Source organism: Pseudoalteromonas sp. P1-9 (assembly GCF_001399975.1).
GTDB lineage: Bacteria > Pseudomonadota > Gammaproteobacteria > Enterobacterales > Alteromonadaceae > Pseudoalteromonas.
On sequence record NZ_LKBD01000017.1, the window covers coordinates 14,164 to 32,088 of the forward strand.

General features: G+C 40.8%; 18 protein-coding genes. 5 read left to right on the plus strand and 13 right to left on the minus strand.

What is annotated here, in order from left to right; all coding sequences use genetic code 11:
- Both AN214_RS11805 and AN214_RS11810 read left to right on the plus strand, forming a co-directional pair.
- The gene (locus AN214_RS11805; protein ID WP_054979913.1) at positions 1–531 is read left to right on the plus strand and encodes a DUF924 family protein; all 531 of its coding nucleotides are present in this window, start codon (positions 1–3) and stop codon (positions 529–531) included.
- 68 nt (positions 532–599) lie between these two features.
- Positions 600–1,040, plus strand: coding sequence for a DUF4826 family protein (locus tag AN214_RS11810; protein ID WP_054979914.1), 441 nt, complete (start codon positions 600–602; stop codon positions 1,038–1,040).
- On the opposite strand, the gene AN214_RS11815 is transcribed toward AN214_RS11810, so the two are convergent.
- The 8 genes from AN214_RS11815 to cspD form a co-directional block, all read right to left on the minus strand.
- On the minus strand, positions 1,024–1,485 hold the full coding sequence (locus tag AN214_RS11815; protein WP_152960760.1) for a GNAT family N-acetyltransferase: 462 nt from the start codon (positions 1,483–1,485) through the stop codon (positions 1,024–1,026). The genes AN214_RS11810 and AN214_RS11815 overlap by 17 nt on opposite strands.
- A gap of 8 nt (positions 1,486–1,493) precedes the next feature.
- Positions 1,494–2,663, minus strand: a complete 1,170-nt coding sequence (locus tag AN214_RS11820) for a cupin domain-containing protein (protein WP_054979916.1) — start codon at positions 2,661–2,663, stop codon at positions 1,494–1,496.
- 81 nt (positions 2,664–2,744) lie between these two features.
- Positions 2,745–4,115, minus strand: coding sequence for an adenylosuccinate lyase (purB, locus tag AN214_RS11825; RefSeq protein ID WP_054979917.1), 1,371 nt, complete (start codon positions 4,113–4,115; stop codon positions 2,745–2,747).
- A gap of 28 nt (positions 4,116–4,143) precedes the next feature.
- A complete protein-coding gene (gene hflD / locus AN214_RS11830; RefSeq protein WP_054979918.1) occupies positions 4,144–4,743 on the minus strand; it encodes a high frequency lysogenization protein HflD in 600 nt (199 codons plus the stop codon).
- Positions 4,743–5,843: a tRNA 2-thiouridine(34) synthase MnmA gene (gene mnmA / locus AN214_RS11835; RefSeq protein ID WP_054979919.1), complete on the minus strand. Its 1,101-nt coding sequence runs from the start codon at positions 5,841–5,843 to the stop codon at positions 4,743–4,745. The genes hflD and mnmA overlap by 1 nt, the downstream gene beginning before the upstream one ends.
- An 87-nt stretch (positions 5,844–5,930) precedes the next feature.
- The gene (locus AN214_RS11840) at positions 5,931–6,599 is read right to left on the minus strand and encodes an rRNA large subunit pseudouridine synthase E (RefSeq protein ID WP_054979920.1); all 669 of its coding nucleotides are present in this window, start codon (positions 6,597–6,599) and stop codon (positions 5,931–5,933) included.
- Positions 6,600–6,688: 89 nt separating this feature from the next.
- Positions 6,689–8,917 carry an NADP-dependent isocitrate dehydrogenase gene (locus AN214_RS11845; RefSeq protein WP_054979921.1) on the minus strand — a complete coding sequence of 743 codons (2,229 nt, stop codon included), beginning with the start codon at positions 8,915–8,917 and terminating at the stop codon, positions 6,689–6,691.
- Positions 8,918–9,188: 271 nt separating this feature from the next.
- Positions 9,189–9,404, minus strand: coding sequence for a cold shock domain-containing protein CspD (gene cspD, locus AN214_RS11850; protein ID WP_010560186.1), 216 nt, complete (start codon positions 9,402–9,404; stop codon positions 9,189–9,191).
- A 257-nt stretch (positions 9,405–9,661) separates the two neighbouring features.
- Here cspD and clpS point away from each other — a divergent pair, with 257 nt between their 5' ends.
- Together clpS and clpA are read left to right on the plus strand one after the other, a co-directional pair.
- Positions 9,662–9,979 (plus strand): ATP-dependent Clp protease adapter ClpS, encoded by a 318-nt coding sequence (clpS, locus tag AN214_RS11855; RefSeq protein WP_010560185.1) that lies wholly within the window; start codon positions 9,662–9,664, stop codon positions 9,977–9,979.
- Positions 9,980–10,002: 23 nt separating this feature from the next.
- Entirely contained in the window at positions 10,003–12,273 is a 2,271-nt protein-coding gene (gene clpA, locus AN214_RS11860; protein ID WP_054979922.1) for an ATP-dependent Clp protease ATP-binding subunit ClpA, read from the plus strand.
- Positions 12,274–12,335: 62 nt separating this feature from the next.
- Here clpA and infA read toward each other — a convergent pair whose 3' ends face one another.
- From infA to trxB, 4 genes are all read right to left on the minus strand, one after another.
- Complete coding sequence (gene infA / locus AN214_RS11865) at positions 12,336–12,554, minus strand: translation initiation factor IF-1 (protein ID WP_010560183.1); 219 nt, start codon at positions 12,552–12,554, stop codon at positions 12,336–12,338.
- A gap of 97 nt (positions 12,555–12,651) precedes the next feature.
- Positions 12,652–13,356 (minus strand): arginyltransferase, encoded by a 705-nt coding sequence (locus tag AN214_RS11870; RefSeq protein WP_054979923.1) that lies wholly within the window; start codon positions 13,354–13,356, stop codon positions 12,652–12,654.
- Complete coding sequence (gene aat, locus AN214_RS11875; RefSeq protein WP_054979924.1) at positions 13,349–14,068, minus strand: leucyl/phenylalanyl-tRNA--protein transferase; 720 nt, start codon at positions 14,066–14,068, stop codon at positions 13,349–13,351. Before aat ends, AN214_RS11870 begins: the two co-directional genes overlap by 8 nt.
- A 41-nt stretch (positions 14,069–14,109) precedes the next feature.
- Positions 14,110–15,063: a thioredoxin-disulfide reductase gene (gene trxB, locus AN214_RS11880; RefSeq protein WP_054979925.1), complete on the minus strand. Its 954-nt coding sequence runs from the start codon at positions 15,061–15,063 to the stop codon at positions 14,110–14,112.
- 245 nt (positions 15,064–15,308) lie between these two features.
- On the opposite strand from trxB, the gene pssA reads away from it, so the two are divergent.
- On the plus strand, positions 15,309–16,634 hold the full coding sequence (pssA, locus tag AN214_RS11885; protein WP_054979978.1) for a CDP-diacylglycerol--serine O-phosphatidyltransferase: 1,326 nt from the start codon (positions 15,309–15,311) through the stop codon (positions 16,632–16,634).
- A gap of 70 nt (positions 16,635–16,704) precedes the next feature.
- Here pssA and ald read toward each other — a convergent pair whose 3' ends face one another.
- The gene (ald, locus tag AN214_RS11890; protein WP_054979926.1) at positions 16,705–17,823 is read right to left on the minus strand and encodes an alanine dehydrogenase; all 1,119 of its coding nucleotides are present in this window, start codon (positions 17,821–17,823) and stop codon (positions 16,705–16,707) included.
- Between the last annotated feature and the right edge of the window lie 102 nt (positions 17,824–17,925).

A 17,925-nucleotide genomic window follows, 5' to 3' on the forward strand; every position in this document is an offset into this window, starting at 1 on the left:
ATGAACTATCAAGATATATATGACTTTTGGTTTACTGAATTAACACCGAATGATTGGTTTTCTGTCAATGAAGCGCTAGATAAAACAATCAACAAAAAATTTAAGGTTATTCTTGATGCAGCGATTGCAGGCGAATTACATGATTGGCGACACACTGCGATTGGTGCGCTGTGTGAGATAATAGTGCTCGATCAGTTTTCACGGAATATTTACCGAGGTCAAGCAGGGGCGTTTCGCCAAGATCCGCTGGCGTTAGCTTTGGCGCAAACAGCAATTGATAAGGGCTTTGATAAGCAACTTAATGAAACTGAAGTGGGGTTTATGTACTTGCCATTTATGCACAGTGAAAGCGCGAAAATTCATGAATTGGCGATGACGTTGTATAAAGATCATCCTAGTTATGAGTTTGAAGTGGCGCATAAGGCAATAATCGACCAGTTTGGGCGTTATCCACACCGTAACGCCATATTAGGCCGCAAATCGAGTGAGCAAGAGTTAACATTTTTGACACAACCAAATTCATCTTTTTAACGTTACATCTTGCTTTGCAAAGGGTGACACAGTACAGTGATGAAATTGAAATTTTCTAAAGATGTATTATGGAAAACCAAGAACAAAAACCACAACCAACTCAAGCAGAAATTCAAGCTGCTCAAAATGAATGGATCCGCTCTACACTTGATCGCGCTAATAAACACTTAGCTGAGAAGGGCGTTATTCCAAAGACAATTCTAGATAAAGAAAGCCGTTATATTGCGCCTATGTGTGCGATTTGGAAAATTAAAAGTCAACAAGGCAAAACCTACTGGGTTGTGTCAGGCAATTTACCGACAGATCACGTTGAAGTGACTGCGGCAACAAATGCTCGTGACGCACTTCGTCATTTTTCGTTTCAATGGCAATTAAAAGCAGACCAGCTTGCTAAAAACAGTGCAGGCGACAAGGCGCAAATCGACTTTGCTAACTTGCTTGTTAACCGTGCTGAAGGTCTGTATGACTTATACAGCAATGAAAAACTTTGGACTAATGAACCAAAGTAAACGGTTTCGGATCAAAACGCGATAACGGACACGATAATCGTTGTCGCGCTATTCCAGCCTCCATAAACACATTGCCTTGTTCGGCATAACCGCAGCGCTTAAACTTTTCTTTCTCAACAATATTACAATTGAAACTCAGCTCTTCGGCACCTAACTCTTTTACGCACAACGCAATTTGCTCAAAAATTAGATTATAAAACTCATGAGTTCGGTAAGCTTGCAGCACAGCAACGCGGCCAATTTCACCTTGTTGCGTTATTCTTGCGGTTGCTATGCTGTTACCTTGATGATCAAACCCAAGCAGATGCTGACAATTTAAATCGCACTTATCAAATTCAACGTCCTTTGGGATATGGTATTCATAAACAAATACTTTTTCCCTCACTTGTTTGAGTTCGTTACGCTTTTCTCGCCATGTGACCTGTTTAAATGTGAAGCTCATCATTTCCTCTACTAATCGAAATACCAATAGCCCTCATTTAAAAGATTAGTAAAGTTTTGCATAAAGTGTGAACAAGTTGTGGAACTTTTAATCTGTTCGGATGTCACTGTTACGTTTTGGCAAAGTGTTTCCACCCATGAAAGACACGAAAGTGGTAGGGTAAGTACATCACCGTTTACTGCAAATAACACGTTGCTTTCTGTTGATAAATAAAAGCAGCGAAGACCACCTAGACGATGAATTTCAATGTCTTGGTTCAGTAATTCAAGTACATAACTTGGCTCGAATTCATCTTCAAGCGGCGCTAAATCGAGATCGTGTTTTGCTTCGCTCAGACTTTGTAGCAACCATAAATTAAAACCTTGATTGTTATTAAGTACATCTAGCATTTGTTGTTTAATATCGTCTACTTCATTTGCTAAAAACTCACCGGTGTTATTACGTAATTGAAGCTTTGGGTCGCTGTAACGCGTATTCCCCAAATCGTTATCAATGAGGTAATCTGAAAATGACGACAATAATTCGCGCTGATTCGGTGCTCTAAAGCCAACTGAATAGTTCATCGCGTTTTCGACTGCGTAACCTTCGTGAGGGCAGCCAGGTGGAATATATAGAATATCGCCTGGTTCAAGTACTTCATCAATGCAGGCATCAAAACCGTCAATTTGCAGCAGATCTTTACACGGAATAACTTCATTGAAGGTTTGCTTAGCTTCGCCAACGCGCCAATGTCGTTTACCTTGGCCTTGAATAATAAATACATCGTATTGATCTAGGTGAGGCCCAACGCCACCATCAGGCGTTGAGAAACTGATCATCAAATCATCGATACGCCAGTTTGGAATAAAGCGAAACGGTTCGATTAACTCGGCAGCCTCAGGGTGCCAGTGGTCAACAGCTTGCACAAGAAGCGTACTGTTTTTTGGCGTTAATAATTCGAAATCTTCAAACGGGCCGTGGTGTGCTTGCCATTCATTGTTATGGTTTGAAATAAGACGCGACTCAATGCATTCCTCCATCGCAAGGCCAGCAAGTTCATCTGGACTAATTGGATCAATAAAGTCAGCAAACCCAGACTTAATCAATGCCGGTTTTTTTTGCCAATATTCATTAATAAATTCTTGCTGAGAGAGGGTTTTAACACCGTCTGGTGTTTTGATATTAAAGCTGAGTTGATACATAGACGTCTCTAAAAATTTATAATAAAAAAGCGAAAGATATTAGAAATACCTTTCGCTTTTTATTCAAGCTAAAACTGCTGGTTATTTGATGTCGTCGATAAATTCAACTGCACGACCAATATAATTAGCAGGTGTAAGTTGTTTTAACTCTTCTTTTACCGCTTCTGGTAAATCAAGATTATCGATGAAATCAGCCATGATCTCTTTGTTAACGCGCTTACCACGTGTTAACTCTTTAAGTTTTTCATATGGCTTTTCAATGCCATATTTACGCATTACAGTTTGGATTGGCTCAGCAAGTAGTTCCCAGTTCTGGTCAAGTTCAGCAAGTAACTTGTCTTGGTTAACTTCTAATTTGCTAATACCTTTAAGTGTTGCTTGGTAAGCGATTAAAGCATAACCCATGCCTACACCTAAGTTACGTAATACGGTTGAATCCGTAAGGTCACGCTGCCAGCGAGATACTGGTAGTTTTTGTGCTAAGTGAGCAAAAATAGCGTTCGCAATACCTAAGTTACCTTCAGAGTTTTCAAAATCAATTGGGTTAACTTTGTGTGGCATGGTTGATGAACCAATTTCACCGGCAATTGTTTTTTGCTTGAAGTGATTAAGCGCAATGTAGCCCCAAACGTCACGGTCAAAGTCAATTAAGATAGTATTGAAACGTGCAATTGCATCGTAAAGTTCTGCGATGTAATCGTGTGGCTCGATTTGTGTTGTAAACGCATTCCACTCAAGACCAAGACTTGTTACAAACTTTTCAGCGTGTGCATGCCAGTCGTAGTTAGGGTAAGCGCTAATGTGTGCGTTGTAGTTACCAACTGCACCGTTGATTTTACCAAGTAATTCTACATTAGCGATTTGGTCGCGTTGACGCTTTAAGCGCATGTACACGTTTGCCATTTCTTTACCCATAGTTGAAGGTGAAGCTGGCTGACCGTGTGTACGACACATCATCGGAATTGTTTGGTATTCTTTTGCAAGTGCGTGAACAGCATCAAGTAGTTTATCGCAGTATGGTAAAAGAACGTTTTCACGTGCTTCTTTTAACATTAAACCGTGTGACAGGTTGTTGATGTCTTCTGAGGTACATGCAAAGTGAATAAATTCGTTAATTGCATTAAGCTCGGCGTTGTCAGCTACTTTTTCTTTTAGTAGGTATTCAACTGCTTTCACGTCGTGGTTTGTGGTGCGCTCAATGTCTTTAACACGCATTGCATCTTCTTCATTAAAGTTTGCAACGATGTTATCTAAGATTTGATTTGCTTCAGCGCTTAGTGATGGTACTTCATCGATACCCTCGGCAGCAGCAAGTGCTTGTAACCAACGAACTTCTACAGTAACGCGGTATTTAATTAGGCCATACTCACTAAAGATTTCTCTAAGCTCAGTTGTTTTGCTGCCGTAACGACCATCAACAGGTGAAATAGCAGTTAACGCTGAAAGCTCCATAATCACTCCTAAATATTTGTACTAGAGATTAACAATACTGTTTTGCAATTTTGACAATTTTACCTTTGCCAAAGAAAAAGTGGCGGCGTTTACCACCCACTTGGCGCCATAATACTGCGGCGCGTATACCAGCTAACAACAGGGCGCGAATACGATGCTGCACCGATTTTTGTTGTAACAATGCTGGTTTACCAAATACTTGAATACGTTGTCCAAGCGGACTAATTACGTCGGCATAAATATCCGCAAGGCTCGCAATAATGGCGTCATCTGAAATTGATAAATGTGCCAATCGTGCGTCGATTGAATTAATGCGCGAGCCAAGTTCTTTTAATGCTTTGGGGTTTGCGTTTAAAGCACGTTCTAATTGAATTAAACCACCAACGTACTTTACAAGTTCAATGCTTTTATTTTGGCCAGATTCGAGTTGTTCAACAACTAATTGATAGCCTTGGCGTAAATCCATATCACGAAATACATCTGACGGTGCATCTGGATTAGTTACTAAAATACCCGAAAGTAGTTGCTGCATTTCATAATCGGTAATTGAACCGGTTTGCGCAACTTTTTGTACCGCTTTGGTAATTTGGCATATGGCGGCAAGCGCCATAACCTGATTTTTATCCATTAGCGGATCACCGAGTCAATAATACCGCCACCTAAACAGGTTTCATTTAGGTAAAATACCGCAGACTGACCAGGGGTAACGGCTTTTTGCGGTTCATCAAATAATACGCGTGCGACGCCGTCTTCACCGACAAGTAATGTGCATGGAATATCGGTTTGGCGGTAACGGGTTTTTACTGTACAACGTAATGTTGATTGAGGGCCTACGCGGTCAACCCAGTGAAGCTGATTTGCCATTAGGCCATTTGAGTATAGGCGAGGGTGATCTTTACCTTGACCAACAACAAGTACGTTACGCGCAATATCTTTATCTACAACATACCAAGGCTCACCCGAACCTTCCTTCATACCACCAATGAGTAGACCTTTGCGTTGACCTAAGGTGTGATACATTAAGCCTTCATGCTCGCCAACATCGTTGCCTTCGCAATCTTCAATTTTACCAGGTTGAGCTGGTAAGAATTTTTGTAGAAAGTCTTTAAATTTTCGCTCACCAATAAAGCAAATGCCTGTGCTGTCTTTTTTGTCGTGAGTAATTAAGCCTTGCTCTTCCGCGATACGGCGTACTTCTGGCTTTTCAATTTCGCCTACTGGGAATAAGGTTTGCGCAACATGCTCGTGCCCTAGCGTGTATAGGAAATAGCTTTGATCTTTATTGTCATCAAGGCCACGTACTAGGGTCGCTTTACCGTCTTTTTCAGCGCGGCGAACATAGTGACCGGTAGCAATATAGTCTGCACCGAGCGCTTCAGCAGCAAATTCAAGAAACGCTTTAAATTTAATTTCTTTGTTACACATAATATCGGGGTTAGGCGTGCGGCCTGCTTTGTATTCAGCAAGAAAATACTCAAATACGTTATCCCAATATTCTGCGGCAAAGTTTACCGTGTGTAACTCAATACCCAGTTTTTCGCATACAGCTTGTGCATCTTTTAAATCTTCTGCAGCTGCACAGTATTCATCAGTATCATCTTCTTCCCAGTTTTTCATAAACAAGCCTTCTACCTGATAGCCTTGTTGCTTAAGTAAATAAGCTGAAACGGAAGAGTCTACACCGCCAGACATGCCAACGATGACTTTGATGTTACTGTTATCACTCATGGTATTGAATTACTCCGAAAATTTGAGGCGCGAATTATATCATAGCTGTTTTAATAAAACATGTTCTAAAATGCGCGAGTAAGCTGGTTATTTATTCTCTGTTATAAGTCTATATTCGCCATTTTCAATACCGTCTAACGTGTATTTACCAATGGCGTAACGAATTAAGCGTAACGTAGGAAAACCAACATGTGCTGTCATGCGTCTTACTTGGCGGTTTTTACCTTCGGTGATGGTGATTGATAGCCAGGTAGTAGGAATTGCTTTGCGTTCACGAATAGGCGGATTACGTGACCAAACGTTGGGCTCATTTATGCGCTTAACGTTTGCCGGTAGGGTTTTACCATCTTTCAGCACAACGCCTTGCGATAGGGCGTTTATCGCATCTTGTGTTACATCACCTTCTACTTGCACCCAGTAGGTTTTCGGTGATTTATGTTTAGGTGACGCGATTTTATGTTGCAGTTTACCATTGTTGGTAAGCAGCAATAATCCCTCACTGTCTCTATCGAGACGACCTGCTGCATACACATCTTTAATGTCGATAAAATCAGCCAGTGTTTTGCGATTACCTTCGTCGGTAAATTGGCTCAGTACATCAAATGGCTTGTTAAATAGCACAATGTGAGTTGGTCCTTGGTGAGGTTTTACATCGCGAGTTTTGATGTGTTTTTTAGTTGTGGCGACACGCTCTTTATTTTGTCGTGTTGGCTTTTTAGTAATGTGTGCAGATTTAGGTTTAGATAATCGGGTCATGACTTTGATTAATTACAAGCAAGGTAAGTATTGTAGCAAATAAAAAAGGGCAACAACATGTTGCCCTTTTTCTCATTCAAACAGTACGATTATGCGATTTGCGTAATAATGTTATTGAATGTTTCGCTTGGACGCATTGCTTTGTACGCAAGCTCTTCGCTAGGCTGGAAGTAGCCTTTAATATCAACTGCAACGCCTTGTGCATCGTTAAGCTCTTTAACGATAACCGCTTCATTTGCTGTTAATTGCTCTGCAATTGGCGCAAACTTCGCTTTAAGTTCAGCGTCTTTGTCTTGTGCAGCAAGTTCTTGTGCCCAGAACATCGTTAGATAGAAGTGGCTACCACGGTTATCTAATTCGTTTACCTTACGAGAAGGTGATTTGTTCTCAAGTAAGAATTTAGCTGTTGCCGCGTCAAGCGTATCTGCTAATACTTGTGCCTTAGTGTTACCTGCGTTTACTGCAAGGTGCTCGTAAGAAGCCGCTAACGCTAAGAATTCACCAAGTGAATCCCAACGCAAGTGGTTTTCTTTTTCGAACTGCTGAACGTGCTTAGGTGCTGAACCACCTGCGCCTGTTTCAAATAAACCACCACCGTTCATTAATGGAACGATTGATAGCATTTTAGCACTTGTACCAAGCTCAAGAATTGGGAATAAATCAGTTAGGTAGTCACGTAGTACGTTACCGGTTACTGAAATAGTGTCTTGACCTTCTTTGATGCGTGCTAACGAGAATTGCGTTGCTTCAAATGGTGCAAGAATACGAATATCAAGGCCGTTAGTATCGTGGTCTTGAAGGTATTGGTTAACTTTCTTAATTAACTGCGCATCGTGAGCACGGTTTTCGTCTAACCAGAATACCGCTGGCGTGCCAGTTGCACGCGCACGATTCACTGCAAGCTTAACCCAATCTTGGATTGGTAGGTCTTTAACTTGACACATACGGAAGATGTCGCCTGCGTCAACGTCGTGAGACATTACAGCAACACCTGCTTGGTTAACTACGCTTACCTGACCTTTTGCTTTAATTTCAAATGTCTTGTCGTGTGAACCGTATTCTTCTGCTTTTTGAGCCATAAGGCCAACGTTCGGTACGCTACCCATAGTTGTTGGATCAAATGCGCCATTTTCTTTACAGAAATCAATCGTTGCTTGGTAAACACTTGCATAACAACGGTCTGGAATAAGTGCTTTGGTGTCTTTTAGTTTGCCATCAGGGCCCCACATTTGGCCTGATGAACGAATACATGCTGGCATTGACGCATCAATGATGATGTCGCTTGGTACATGTAGGTTTGTAATGCCACGGTCAGAATCAACCATTGCAAGTGCAGGGCGGTTTGCATAAACAGCGTGTAAATCAGCTTCGATTTCAGCGCGTGTTGCGTCATCTAACTGTGCGATTTTAGCGTAAACATCACCAATACCATTGTTTGCATCAACACCTAATTTTTCAAACGTTGCAGCGTGTTTTGCAAATACATCTTTGTAGAATACTTTTACAGCGTGACCGAAGATGATTGGGTCAGATACTTTCATCATCGTTGCTTTCATATGTAATGAAAGTAATACGTCTTCGTCTTTTGCTGCGTTGATTTCACGCTCTAAGTATGTATTTAACGCTGCAACATTCATTACAGAGCTGTCGATGATTTCGCCTGCAAGTAATGGCACAGACGCTTTTAATACTTCAACATCGCCATTATCGTTTACGAATTCAATACGTACATCATCAGCTGAATCAAGCGTTACTGATTGCTCAGATGCAAAAAAGTCGCCTTCGTTCATTGATGCAACGTGTGATTTAGAATCGCTTGCCCATGCGCCCATTGAGTGCGGGTTATTTTTCGCATAGTTTTTAACAGAACCAGGTGCGCGACGGTCAGAGTTACCTTCACGTAGTACTGGGTTTACAGCACTGCCTTTAATTTTGTCGTAAGTTGCTTTAACTTTCGCTTCTTCTTCGTTTTTAGGTTCTTCTGGGTATTCAGGAAGTGCGTAACCTTGAGCTTGCAATTCTTTGATTACTGCTTGTAACTGAGGAATAGATGCACTGATGTTTGGTAGTTTAATGATGTTTGCGTCAGGTGTTTTTGCTAGTTCACCTAATTCAGCTAGTGCATCACCGATACGTTGCTCTTCGGTTAAGTACTCTGGGAAGTTTGCGATTACGCGACCTGCAAGAGAGATGTCACGTGTTTCAACGTTTACGTCAGATACAGCGCTGAAGGCTTTAACGATTGGTAAAAACGAGTACGTGGCAAGTGCCGGTGCTTCATCCGTTTTTGTATAAATTATCTTAGATTTACTAGTCATTATTATTCCTAACTTTTAAATGCCATTACTATGGCGTTCAATACTTACATTGAAAGGGGTGTGATTTTGCAAAATCACAAAAACTGAATGTAATTGACTTAGTCTAGCGTTATTTATAGTGCTGACAATTGGCCGATAGTATAGCAGGGCTAGTTTAAATAAAAAGAATTAGCAATCACAAAATGTTCAATTGACATGGGCAGGTAAATTTTAGGCATAAAAAAAGCGGGCGATCCGCTTCTTTATTATAATGTGTCGTAAGCAGTACTACTTAGACTTCGCCTTCAGTTGGCGCAATATTGGTCGCGTGTAGGCCTTTCGGACCTTGTTGCAACTCAAATGTTACATCTTGGCCGGCTTTAAGTGTTTTGTATCCATCCATTTGAATGGTTGAAAAATGCGCAAAGATATCCTCCGTGCTGCCTTCTTCTACGATGAACCCAAACCCTTTTGCGTTATTGAACCATTTGACTTTTCCGCAAGCCATACCTCAACATCCTTCTATAAGTTGACTAAAATCATGTTATTCTACATGGTAAATTACTTAACAAGCTTAAAACGAACCAGTGCTGCGGATTACACAAGCTTTTGTTCGTAAATTGCTTAGTAAATAATCACATATTGACTGTAGTTTAATTGACCAAACAGTCAAGTTTTTTTTAATTGTTTTTAACAATTTAAATAATTTTTTAATTTTTAAGACTCAAAGTTGCTTGAGTTTACAAGAGATGACTATATTAAATTATGAGTGGGACACAATTTTCAGATTTAGTAGATAGCCAAAAGGAAAAGCAGCGACAAAGTATTAAGCCGCCGCGCAAGTATAAAGTCATTTTAAATAATGACGATTACACGCCAATGGACTTTGTTGTTGAGGTTTTAGCGCGATTTTTTAATATGGATTCAGACAGGGCGACTGAAATTATGTTAAAGGTCCATTATGACGGCAAAGCTGTCTGTGGCGTTTACAGTGCGGAAGTCGCTGAAACCAAGGTAGCGCAAGTGAATCAATACGCGCGTGATAATGAACATCCACTGTTATGTAGTTTTGAGCCCGAATAAAGAAGTATTTAGAGGAGTTTATTATGCTTAATAAAGACTTAGAAATTACCTTAAACTCCGCATTCAGAGAAGCGCGTAGTCGCAGGCATGAATTTATGACTGTGGAGCACTTACTGTTAGCGCTATTAGATAACCCATCGGCAATTGATGCGTTGTCGAGCTGTGGCACCGATTTACAATCACTTAAAATCGCGTTGTCAGATTTTATCGATGAAACCACACCATTAATCCCCGACTTAGAAGAAGAACGCGAAACACAGCCAACGCTTGGTTTTCAACGCGTATTGCAACGCGCTGTATTCCATGTGCAGTCGTCGGGTAAAAGTGAAGTAAACGGTGCTAATGTACTTGTTGCAATTTTTAGCGAACAAGAAAGCCAAGCTGTTTACTTACTTAAAAAATGCGACATTACTCGCCTGGATATCGTTAATTACATTTCACACGGTATTTCGCGTTTAGACGAGGAAGAAAGTCATCATCCAAGTGAAGAAGAGCAAGAGATTGAGAATAGTGCCGAGCAGGGCGCAGATGAAAAATCTAAGCTAGAAAACTTTACCACAAACCTTAATACGCAAGCAGAGCTTGGCTTAATCGATCCTCTGATCGGGCGCGACAGTGAAATTGAACGCACGATTCAGGTGTTATGCCGTCGTAAGAAGAACAATCCATTACTTGTGGGTGAAGCGGGCGTTGGTAAAACCGCTATCGCAGAAGGTCTTGCTTATCGTATCGTTAACGAGCAAGTGCCAGAAGTTATTTCAGATGCGACAGTATTTTCACTCGATATGGGCGCGTTGCTTGCTGGTACAAAATACCGCGGCGATTTTGAAAAACGTTTTAAGGCGTTGCTAAAACAGCTTCAGCAACACAAAAACGCAATTTTGTTTATCGATGAAATCCATACAATTATCGGTGCGGGTGCCGCTTCCGGTGGGGTGATGGATGCATCAAACCTAATCAAACCGTTGCTATCAAGCGGTAAGCTTCGTTGTATGGGGTCAACCACATACAACGAATTTAAAAATATTTTTGAAAAAGACCGCGCTTTGGTACGTCGTTTTCAAAAAATCGATATTGTTGAGCCGTCAGTTGCCGACACTACTAAGATTTTAATGGGCTTAAAAGAACGTTATGAAGAGCACCATGGCATTCGCTATACGCAAACAGCACTAAAAGCTGCTGCCGAGCTATCGGCTAAGTATATCAATGAGCGCCACTTACCGGACAAAGCGATAGACGTGATTGATGAAGCGGGTGCAAGTCAGCGTTTATTACCCGCATCGCGTCGTAAGAAAACAGTAACAGTATCGGATATTGAGCACATTATTGCCAAAATCGCGCGTATTCCCGAGCAAAATGTATCAAATTCTGATAAACAAGTACTGCAATTACTTGATCGTAATCTGAAAATGGTGGTATTCGGTCAAGATGATGCCATTGATGCATTAAGCGCAGCAATACGATTGTCGCGTTCAGGTCTGTCTAGCGAAGATAAACCAATTGGTTCGTTCTTATTTGCAGGGCCAACGGGTGTCGGTAAAACCGAAATCACTAAGCAACTTGCAAAATGCTTAGGTGTTGAGCTTGTGCGTTTCGATATGTCTGAATACATGGAAAAACATGCAGTTAGTCGCTTAATTGGTGCTCCTCCTGGTTATGTGGGTTATGAACAAGGCGGCTTATTAACCGATGCAGTGATTAAGCAGCCTCATTGTGTGGTATTACTCGATGAAATCGAAAAAGCGCATCCTGATATTTACAATGTATTATTGCAAGTAATGGATCACGGCACGCTCACGGATAACAACGGCCGCAAGGCAGATTTCAGAAACGTTGTACTCGTGATGACGACTAATGCGGGTGTGCAAGAAACAATTCGTAAATCAATTGGCTTTAAGCAACAAGATCACAGCCACGATGCGATGAGTGAGATTAATAAAACGTTTACACCTGAATTTAGAAACCGCTTAGATAACACGATTTGGTTTAATCACTTAGATGAAAAAGTGATTTTGCAAGTGGTTGATAAGTTCATTGTTGAGCTGGAATCACAACTGGATGCTAAATCAGTGTCACTGGAAGTAACCGAGCCTGCACGTAAATGGCTTGCAAAAGAAGGTTATGATAAAGCGATGGGCGCTCGTCCAATGGCTCGCTTAATTCAAGAAAAGCTGAAAAAGCCATTAGCCAATGAAATTCTATTTGGTGAACTCAGTGATGGTGGTAACGTAAAAGTAAGCATTAAAGATAAGCAGCTTACATTTAGTTATGAAAACGAAAGCGTTGAAGCATAAACAACATCAATAAAAAAGCCCGCATTTAGCGGGCTTTTTTTATATTCGATACTACTTATAAATTAGCGAGCACGGAATACAATGCGACCTTTCGAAAGGTCATATGGCGTTAACTCAACCGTAACCTTGTCGCCTGTTAAAATACGAATATAGTTTTTGCGCATTTTACCAGAAATGTGTGCAACAACCACGTGACCGTTTTCTAATTCAACGCGGAACATAGTGTTAGGGAGTGTGTCAAGGACAGTGCCTTGCATTTCAATTACGTCTTCTTTCGCCATATTGAGCGTATAACCTCAGTTGTATTCTTTAAAGCTGCAGATTTTGCCGAAAACCTATGCATATGTAAAGCTATGATTGGCATTTACAGTCATCTTTTTATAATTCCAGATGCCAAATATTATTATTGAGCTTTTGGTAAGGTTTGAATTTAGTTTTGTAGTTCATTTTACGACATTCATCGATTTGGTAACCTAAATACAAATATTGCTTGTTGATACTATTAGCAAATTCGATTTGTTTCAAAATCATCATGGTGCCAAGGCTGTAATCTTCGAAATCAGGATCGAAGAAAGTGTAAATAGCTGAAAGTGCATTACTCAATGTGTCTGTTACCGCAACTGCAATTAAGGTGTTGTCGTGCCAAAGTTCAAGATAGTTAATTGGTAGCCAACTACAGGTCAAAAAGCTTTCATATTGTTCAACAGACGGTGGAAACATAGCGCCATCTTGGTGTCTTAGTGTGATGTATTTTTCGTACAGTGTGTAATAAATATCTTTGCTGACACTACTTACTTTAAGTTCGAACTGCTTACTTTTATTAATGATGCGCTTTTGTGATTTACTTGGCGAAAACTGTGACACATCAAGGCGGATAGCTTCACAGGCGGTACAATTAGCACAATGTGGACGATAAATTTGGTCGCTAGAACGACGAAAGCCAAGCGCAAGAAGGTGTTCAAAACGCTGCTGGGTATAAAAATCGTGGTCTAGCACCACCAGTAAGCGCTCTTGCTCTTTATCGATATAACTGCATGGGAATTGTTGGCTTATCCCCAATTTTACCGGCATATGCTCAGTCATAAATATCCGTCAATTGTGCCTTTTTCCACATAGTGGGATGAGTTGGTTGTTCATCTTTTACAGTAAGTTTAGCTAAAAATTCTTCGCGTGTAATGCAAGTAGCACCTAATGACGATAAATGTGGGTTCTCAATCTGGCAATCAATCAAGGTAATATTATGGTTTCGTAAGTGATTATGTAGCGCCCAAAATGCGAGTTTTGAACAGTTACTTTCAAAGTGGAACATAGATTCACCACAAAACACCTGGTTAACCATAATGCCATATAGTCCGCCAACCATTATATTGTCTTGATTATATACTTCGATACTATGCGCATACCCTTGATTATGAAGTGCTATATAGGCTGCCTTCATATCATCGGTTATCCACGTACCTTCAAGTTGTTCTCGCTGCTTAATACAATTATTTATAACACCGCTAAAATCATTATTAACGGTAATGCTGTATTTACCTTGGCGAGCTAGTTTACGCAAACTGCGGCTGATGTTGATGTCACCGATATTTAATACCGCTCTGATACTTGGGCACCACCACATAATTGGTTCACCTTGATTAAACCAAGGGAAAATACCATTTTGATAGGCGGTTATTAATCGTGGCATTGATAAGTCGCCACCAATTGCAAGCAAACCATCAGGCTCGGATAAAGCACGATCTGCGGGAGGAAATTGAGTTGATAATGAATCGAGTAGTGTAAGTTGTGCTGTCATAAAAAAGGCTGCGTTAGTGGCAGCCTTCAGTTTAGCGAATTTTACTTGAGATTGTCTAGGTAGCGCTCAGCATCAAGTGCAGCCATACAACCAGTACCCGCTGAGGTAATTGCTTGGCGATAAATGTGGTCGCTTACGTCACCTGCTGCAAATACACCTTTAACACTGGTTTGAGTTGCATTGCCGTTTAAGCCCGACTCAACAACTAGGTAGCCGTCTTTCATTTCAAGCTGGCCTTCAAACATCCCCGTGTTTGGCGAGTGACCGATAGCAATAAATACACCTGCAACGTCAAGCTCGTTAGTGCTTTCGTCTGTCGTTGATTTAGTACGAAGACCTGTTACACCCATATCGTCACCAAGTACTTCATCAAGCGTTTGGTTTAGGTGCAGGGTAATGTTACCGTTCTCAACTTTATCCATTAAACGGTCGGTTAAGATCTTTTCACTGCGGAAAGTATCACGACGGTGCACTAAATGTACTTCAGACGCGATGTTAGATAGGTAAAGTGCTTCTTCAACAGCTGTGTTACCACCACCTACAACCGCTACTTTTTGATCGCGGTAGAAGAAACCGTCACAAGTAGCACATGCTGAAACACCACGGCCTTTGAATGCTTCTTCTGACTCTAAGCCTAAGTAACGAGCAGACGCACCTGTTGCAATAATAAGTGCATCACATGTATACGTGCCTGAATCGCCTGTTAGGGTGAATGGACGGTTATTTACATCAACAGTGTGAATATGATCAAAAATGATCTCAGTCTCAAAACGTTCAGCGTGCTCTTTCATACGTTCCATAAGAGCAGGGCCGGTTAAACCGTGCGCATCACCAGGCCAGTTTTCAACTTCAGTTGTCGTTGTTAGCTGACCACCTTGTTGCATACCTGTGATTAATACAGGGTTTAAGTTTGCTCGTGCGGCGTAAACTGCAGCTGTGTAACCTGCAGGGCCTGAGCCTAAAATAAGTAATTTACTGTGTTTGCTTGCGCTCATCGCATTTCCTAATTAATACTGCTTTTGCTAATTAATGCGGTTGATTCTATTAAAAACAAGGCAGATGTAAATTATTTTACGGAATTTGATATTACTAACTTAGCGTAAGCGTCAATTTAACGTAACACCCGTCGTAAATTTAGCCACTTAGCAAATCTTTCTCTCAAAAATTGTGCGTTTAATCTAATAATTTGTTATGTTGACGCTTTTATACAAAACTGATGCTATAGGATAACAGCGTGCGTTTGGATTTTTGGCAAAAAGAGCCAAGCTTTAAACTTGATAGCGAGCAAATATCAATATTGCTTGATGCGTCGTCTTATCGAGCAAAATTATTATCGTTAATTAAAAATGCTAAACAGCGCATTGTTATTACCGCGCTCTATTTACAGGATGATGAAGCAGGCCGTGAAATTTTAGAGGCACTTCATCAAGCGTCAAATGCGAACCCTGAACTACGCGTCGACATTTTGGTTGATTATCACCGTGCCCAGCGTGGCTTAATTGGTGAAGCTCAAAGTGAAGGTAATGCCGCACTTTACTTAAAACTACAACAAGCCTATAAAAATCGTGTGCGAGTTTTCGGCGTTCCGGTAAAAGGCAAAGAAGTATTTGGTGTATTGCACCTAAAGGGCATGGTGATTGACGATACCGTGCTTTACAGCGGTGCGAGCTTAAATAATGTTTATTTACAATATGAAGAGCGCTATCGCCTTGATCGTTATTTCACTATTGCGAATCAAGCGTTGGCAGATTCATTCACACAGTTTGTTGATGATTACCTGATTGCGTCAAGTGCGGTAATTCGTCTTGATGTACGTCCGATTAAAAAGTTAGCAGAGTGCAAATCTGACCATAAAGCTCTGATGAAGTCGCTAAAACGTGCCAAGTATCCGTATGTTACGTCAACTGATGAAGGCCCAATTGATAGCTTTTTATTCTTAGGTTTTGGTCGTCGCGGCAATATGCTTAACCGAGCGATTAAAAATCTGTTTGAACTCGGTGAAAAAGAGCTGGTTCTTTATACCCCTTACTTTAATTTTCCGGCGCCACTCTTGCGTGTACTTAGAAAGAAATTAAAACAAGGCCTTAAAGTGACCATTGTTGTGGGTGATAAAACCGCGAACGACTTTTATATTTCGCCGGATAAGCCGTTTAGTAAAATTGGTGCGTTGCCATATTTGTACGAAACCATATTGGCTAAGTTTTTAAAACTTAATGATAAATTTGTGCAAGATGGCCTTTTAAATGTGCATCTATGGCGTCACGACAGCAACTCTTTTCACTTAAAGGGCATTAGTGTCGATAACCGTTATCAAATGATGACAGGACACAACTTAAACCCTCGAGCGTGGGGTTTAGATATCGAAAACGGTATTTTATTTGATGACAGCCAAGGTTTATTAACTGATGTACTTGAGCAAGAGAAGCAACAAATATTAACGCATTGTACTAAGTTAAACGGCTACAAAGAGCTGCAAACAATGCATGATTACCCAGAACCGGTTGCTAAACTTTTAGGGCAAGCAAAGCGTGTTAAAGTGGATTTTATTATTAAGCGCTTTATTTAAGTAATGTTTAATATAAAAAACACACATAAAAAAGCAGCTTTCGCTGCTTTTTTTGTGCTTTGCAGAATGATTAGCTATTTAAAGCATCTGCTGGCGCTACGTATTCCATGTTGAAGCCTTCAGCAACTTCTTTACATGTTACTTTGCCTTTGAATACATTTAAGCCATTCATGAAGTGTGAGTCTTCAAGTAACGCAGCTTTGTAGCCTTTGTTAGCTAGCTTGATAATGTAAGGTAATGTTGCATTGTTAAGTGCAAATGTTGACGTACGAGGAACGGCACCTGGCATGTTTGCAACACAGTAGTGAACAACGTCATCAACGATATAAGTTGGATCTGCGTGCGTTGTTGCTTTAGAAGTTTCAATACAACCACCTTGGTCGATTGCAACGTCAACAATAGCAGCACCAGGCTTCATACGTTTGATGTGGTCTGCTGTTACTAGTTTAGGAGCTGCAGCACCTGGAATAAGTACACCACCAATTACAAGATCAGCGTCTAGTACGTGCTTTTCTAATGCATCAGAAGTTGAATAAACAGCTTTAACGCGGTTACCGAACTGTGCATCGATACGACGTAAAACATCAACGTTACGATCAAGAACAACTACATCAGCGCCCATGCCAACTGCCATTTGCGCTGCGTTGTTACCAACCATACCCGCACCAATAACAACAACTTTTGCTGGCTCAACACCTGGTACACCACCAAGCAGCATGCCGCGACCTGCATTTGATTTTTCAAGTGCTTGTGCGCCTGCTTGAATTGACATACGGCCCGCTACTTCTGACATAGGCGCAAGAAGTGGTAAACCACCGCGTGCGTCTGTTACTGTTTCGTAAGCGATACAGATAGACTTAGACTTAACTAGGTCTTCAGTTTGTGGAAGATCTGGTGCTAAGTGTAAGTAAGTGAATAGAATTTGGTCTTCGCGTAGCATTGCACGCTCAACTGCTTGAGGCTCTTTCACTTTAACAATCATGTCTGCTTTAGCGAAAACTTCTTCAGCAGTATTTAGAATTTCAGCACCTGCGGCTTCATAATCTTCGTTTGTAAAACCAATGCCAATACCTGCATTCGTTTCTACAAACACACTGTGACCGTGGTTGATTAACTCACGAACACTTGCCGGAACCATACCTACACGATATTCGTGGTTTTTAATCTCTTTAGGTACACCGATAATCATAACTTCACCTTACTTTGAACTGTGGTAATAGATAATACTATTTTATCTAGCTTTTATTAGTCGATGTAACTTTATTTAATTGAAAAGTTGGTTAATAAAACC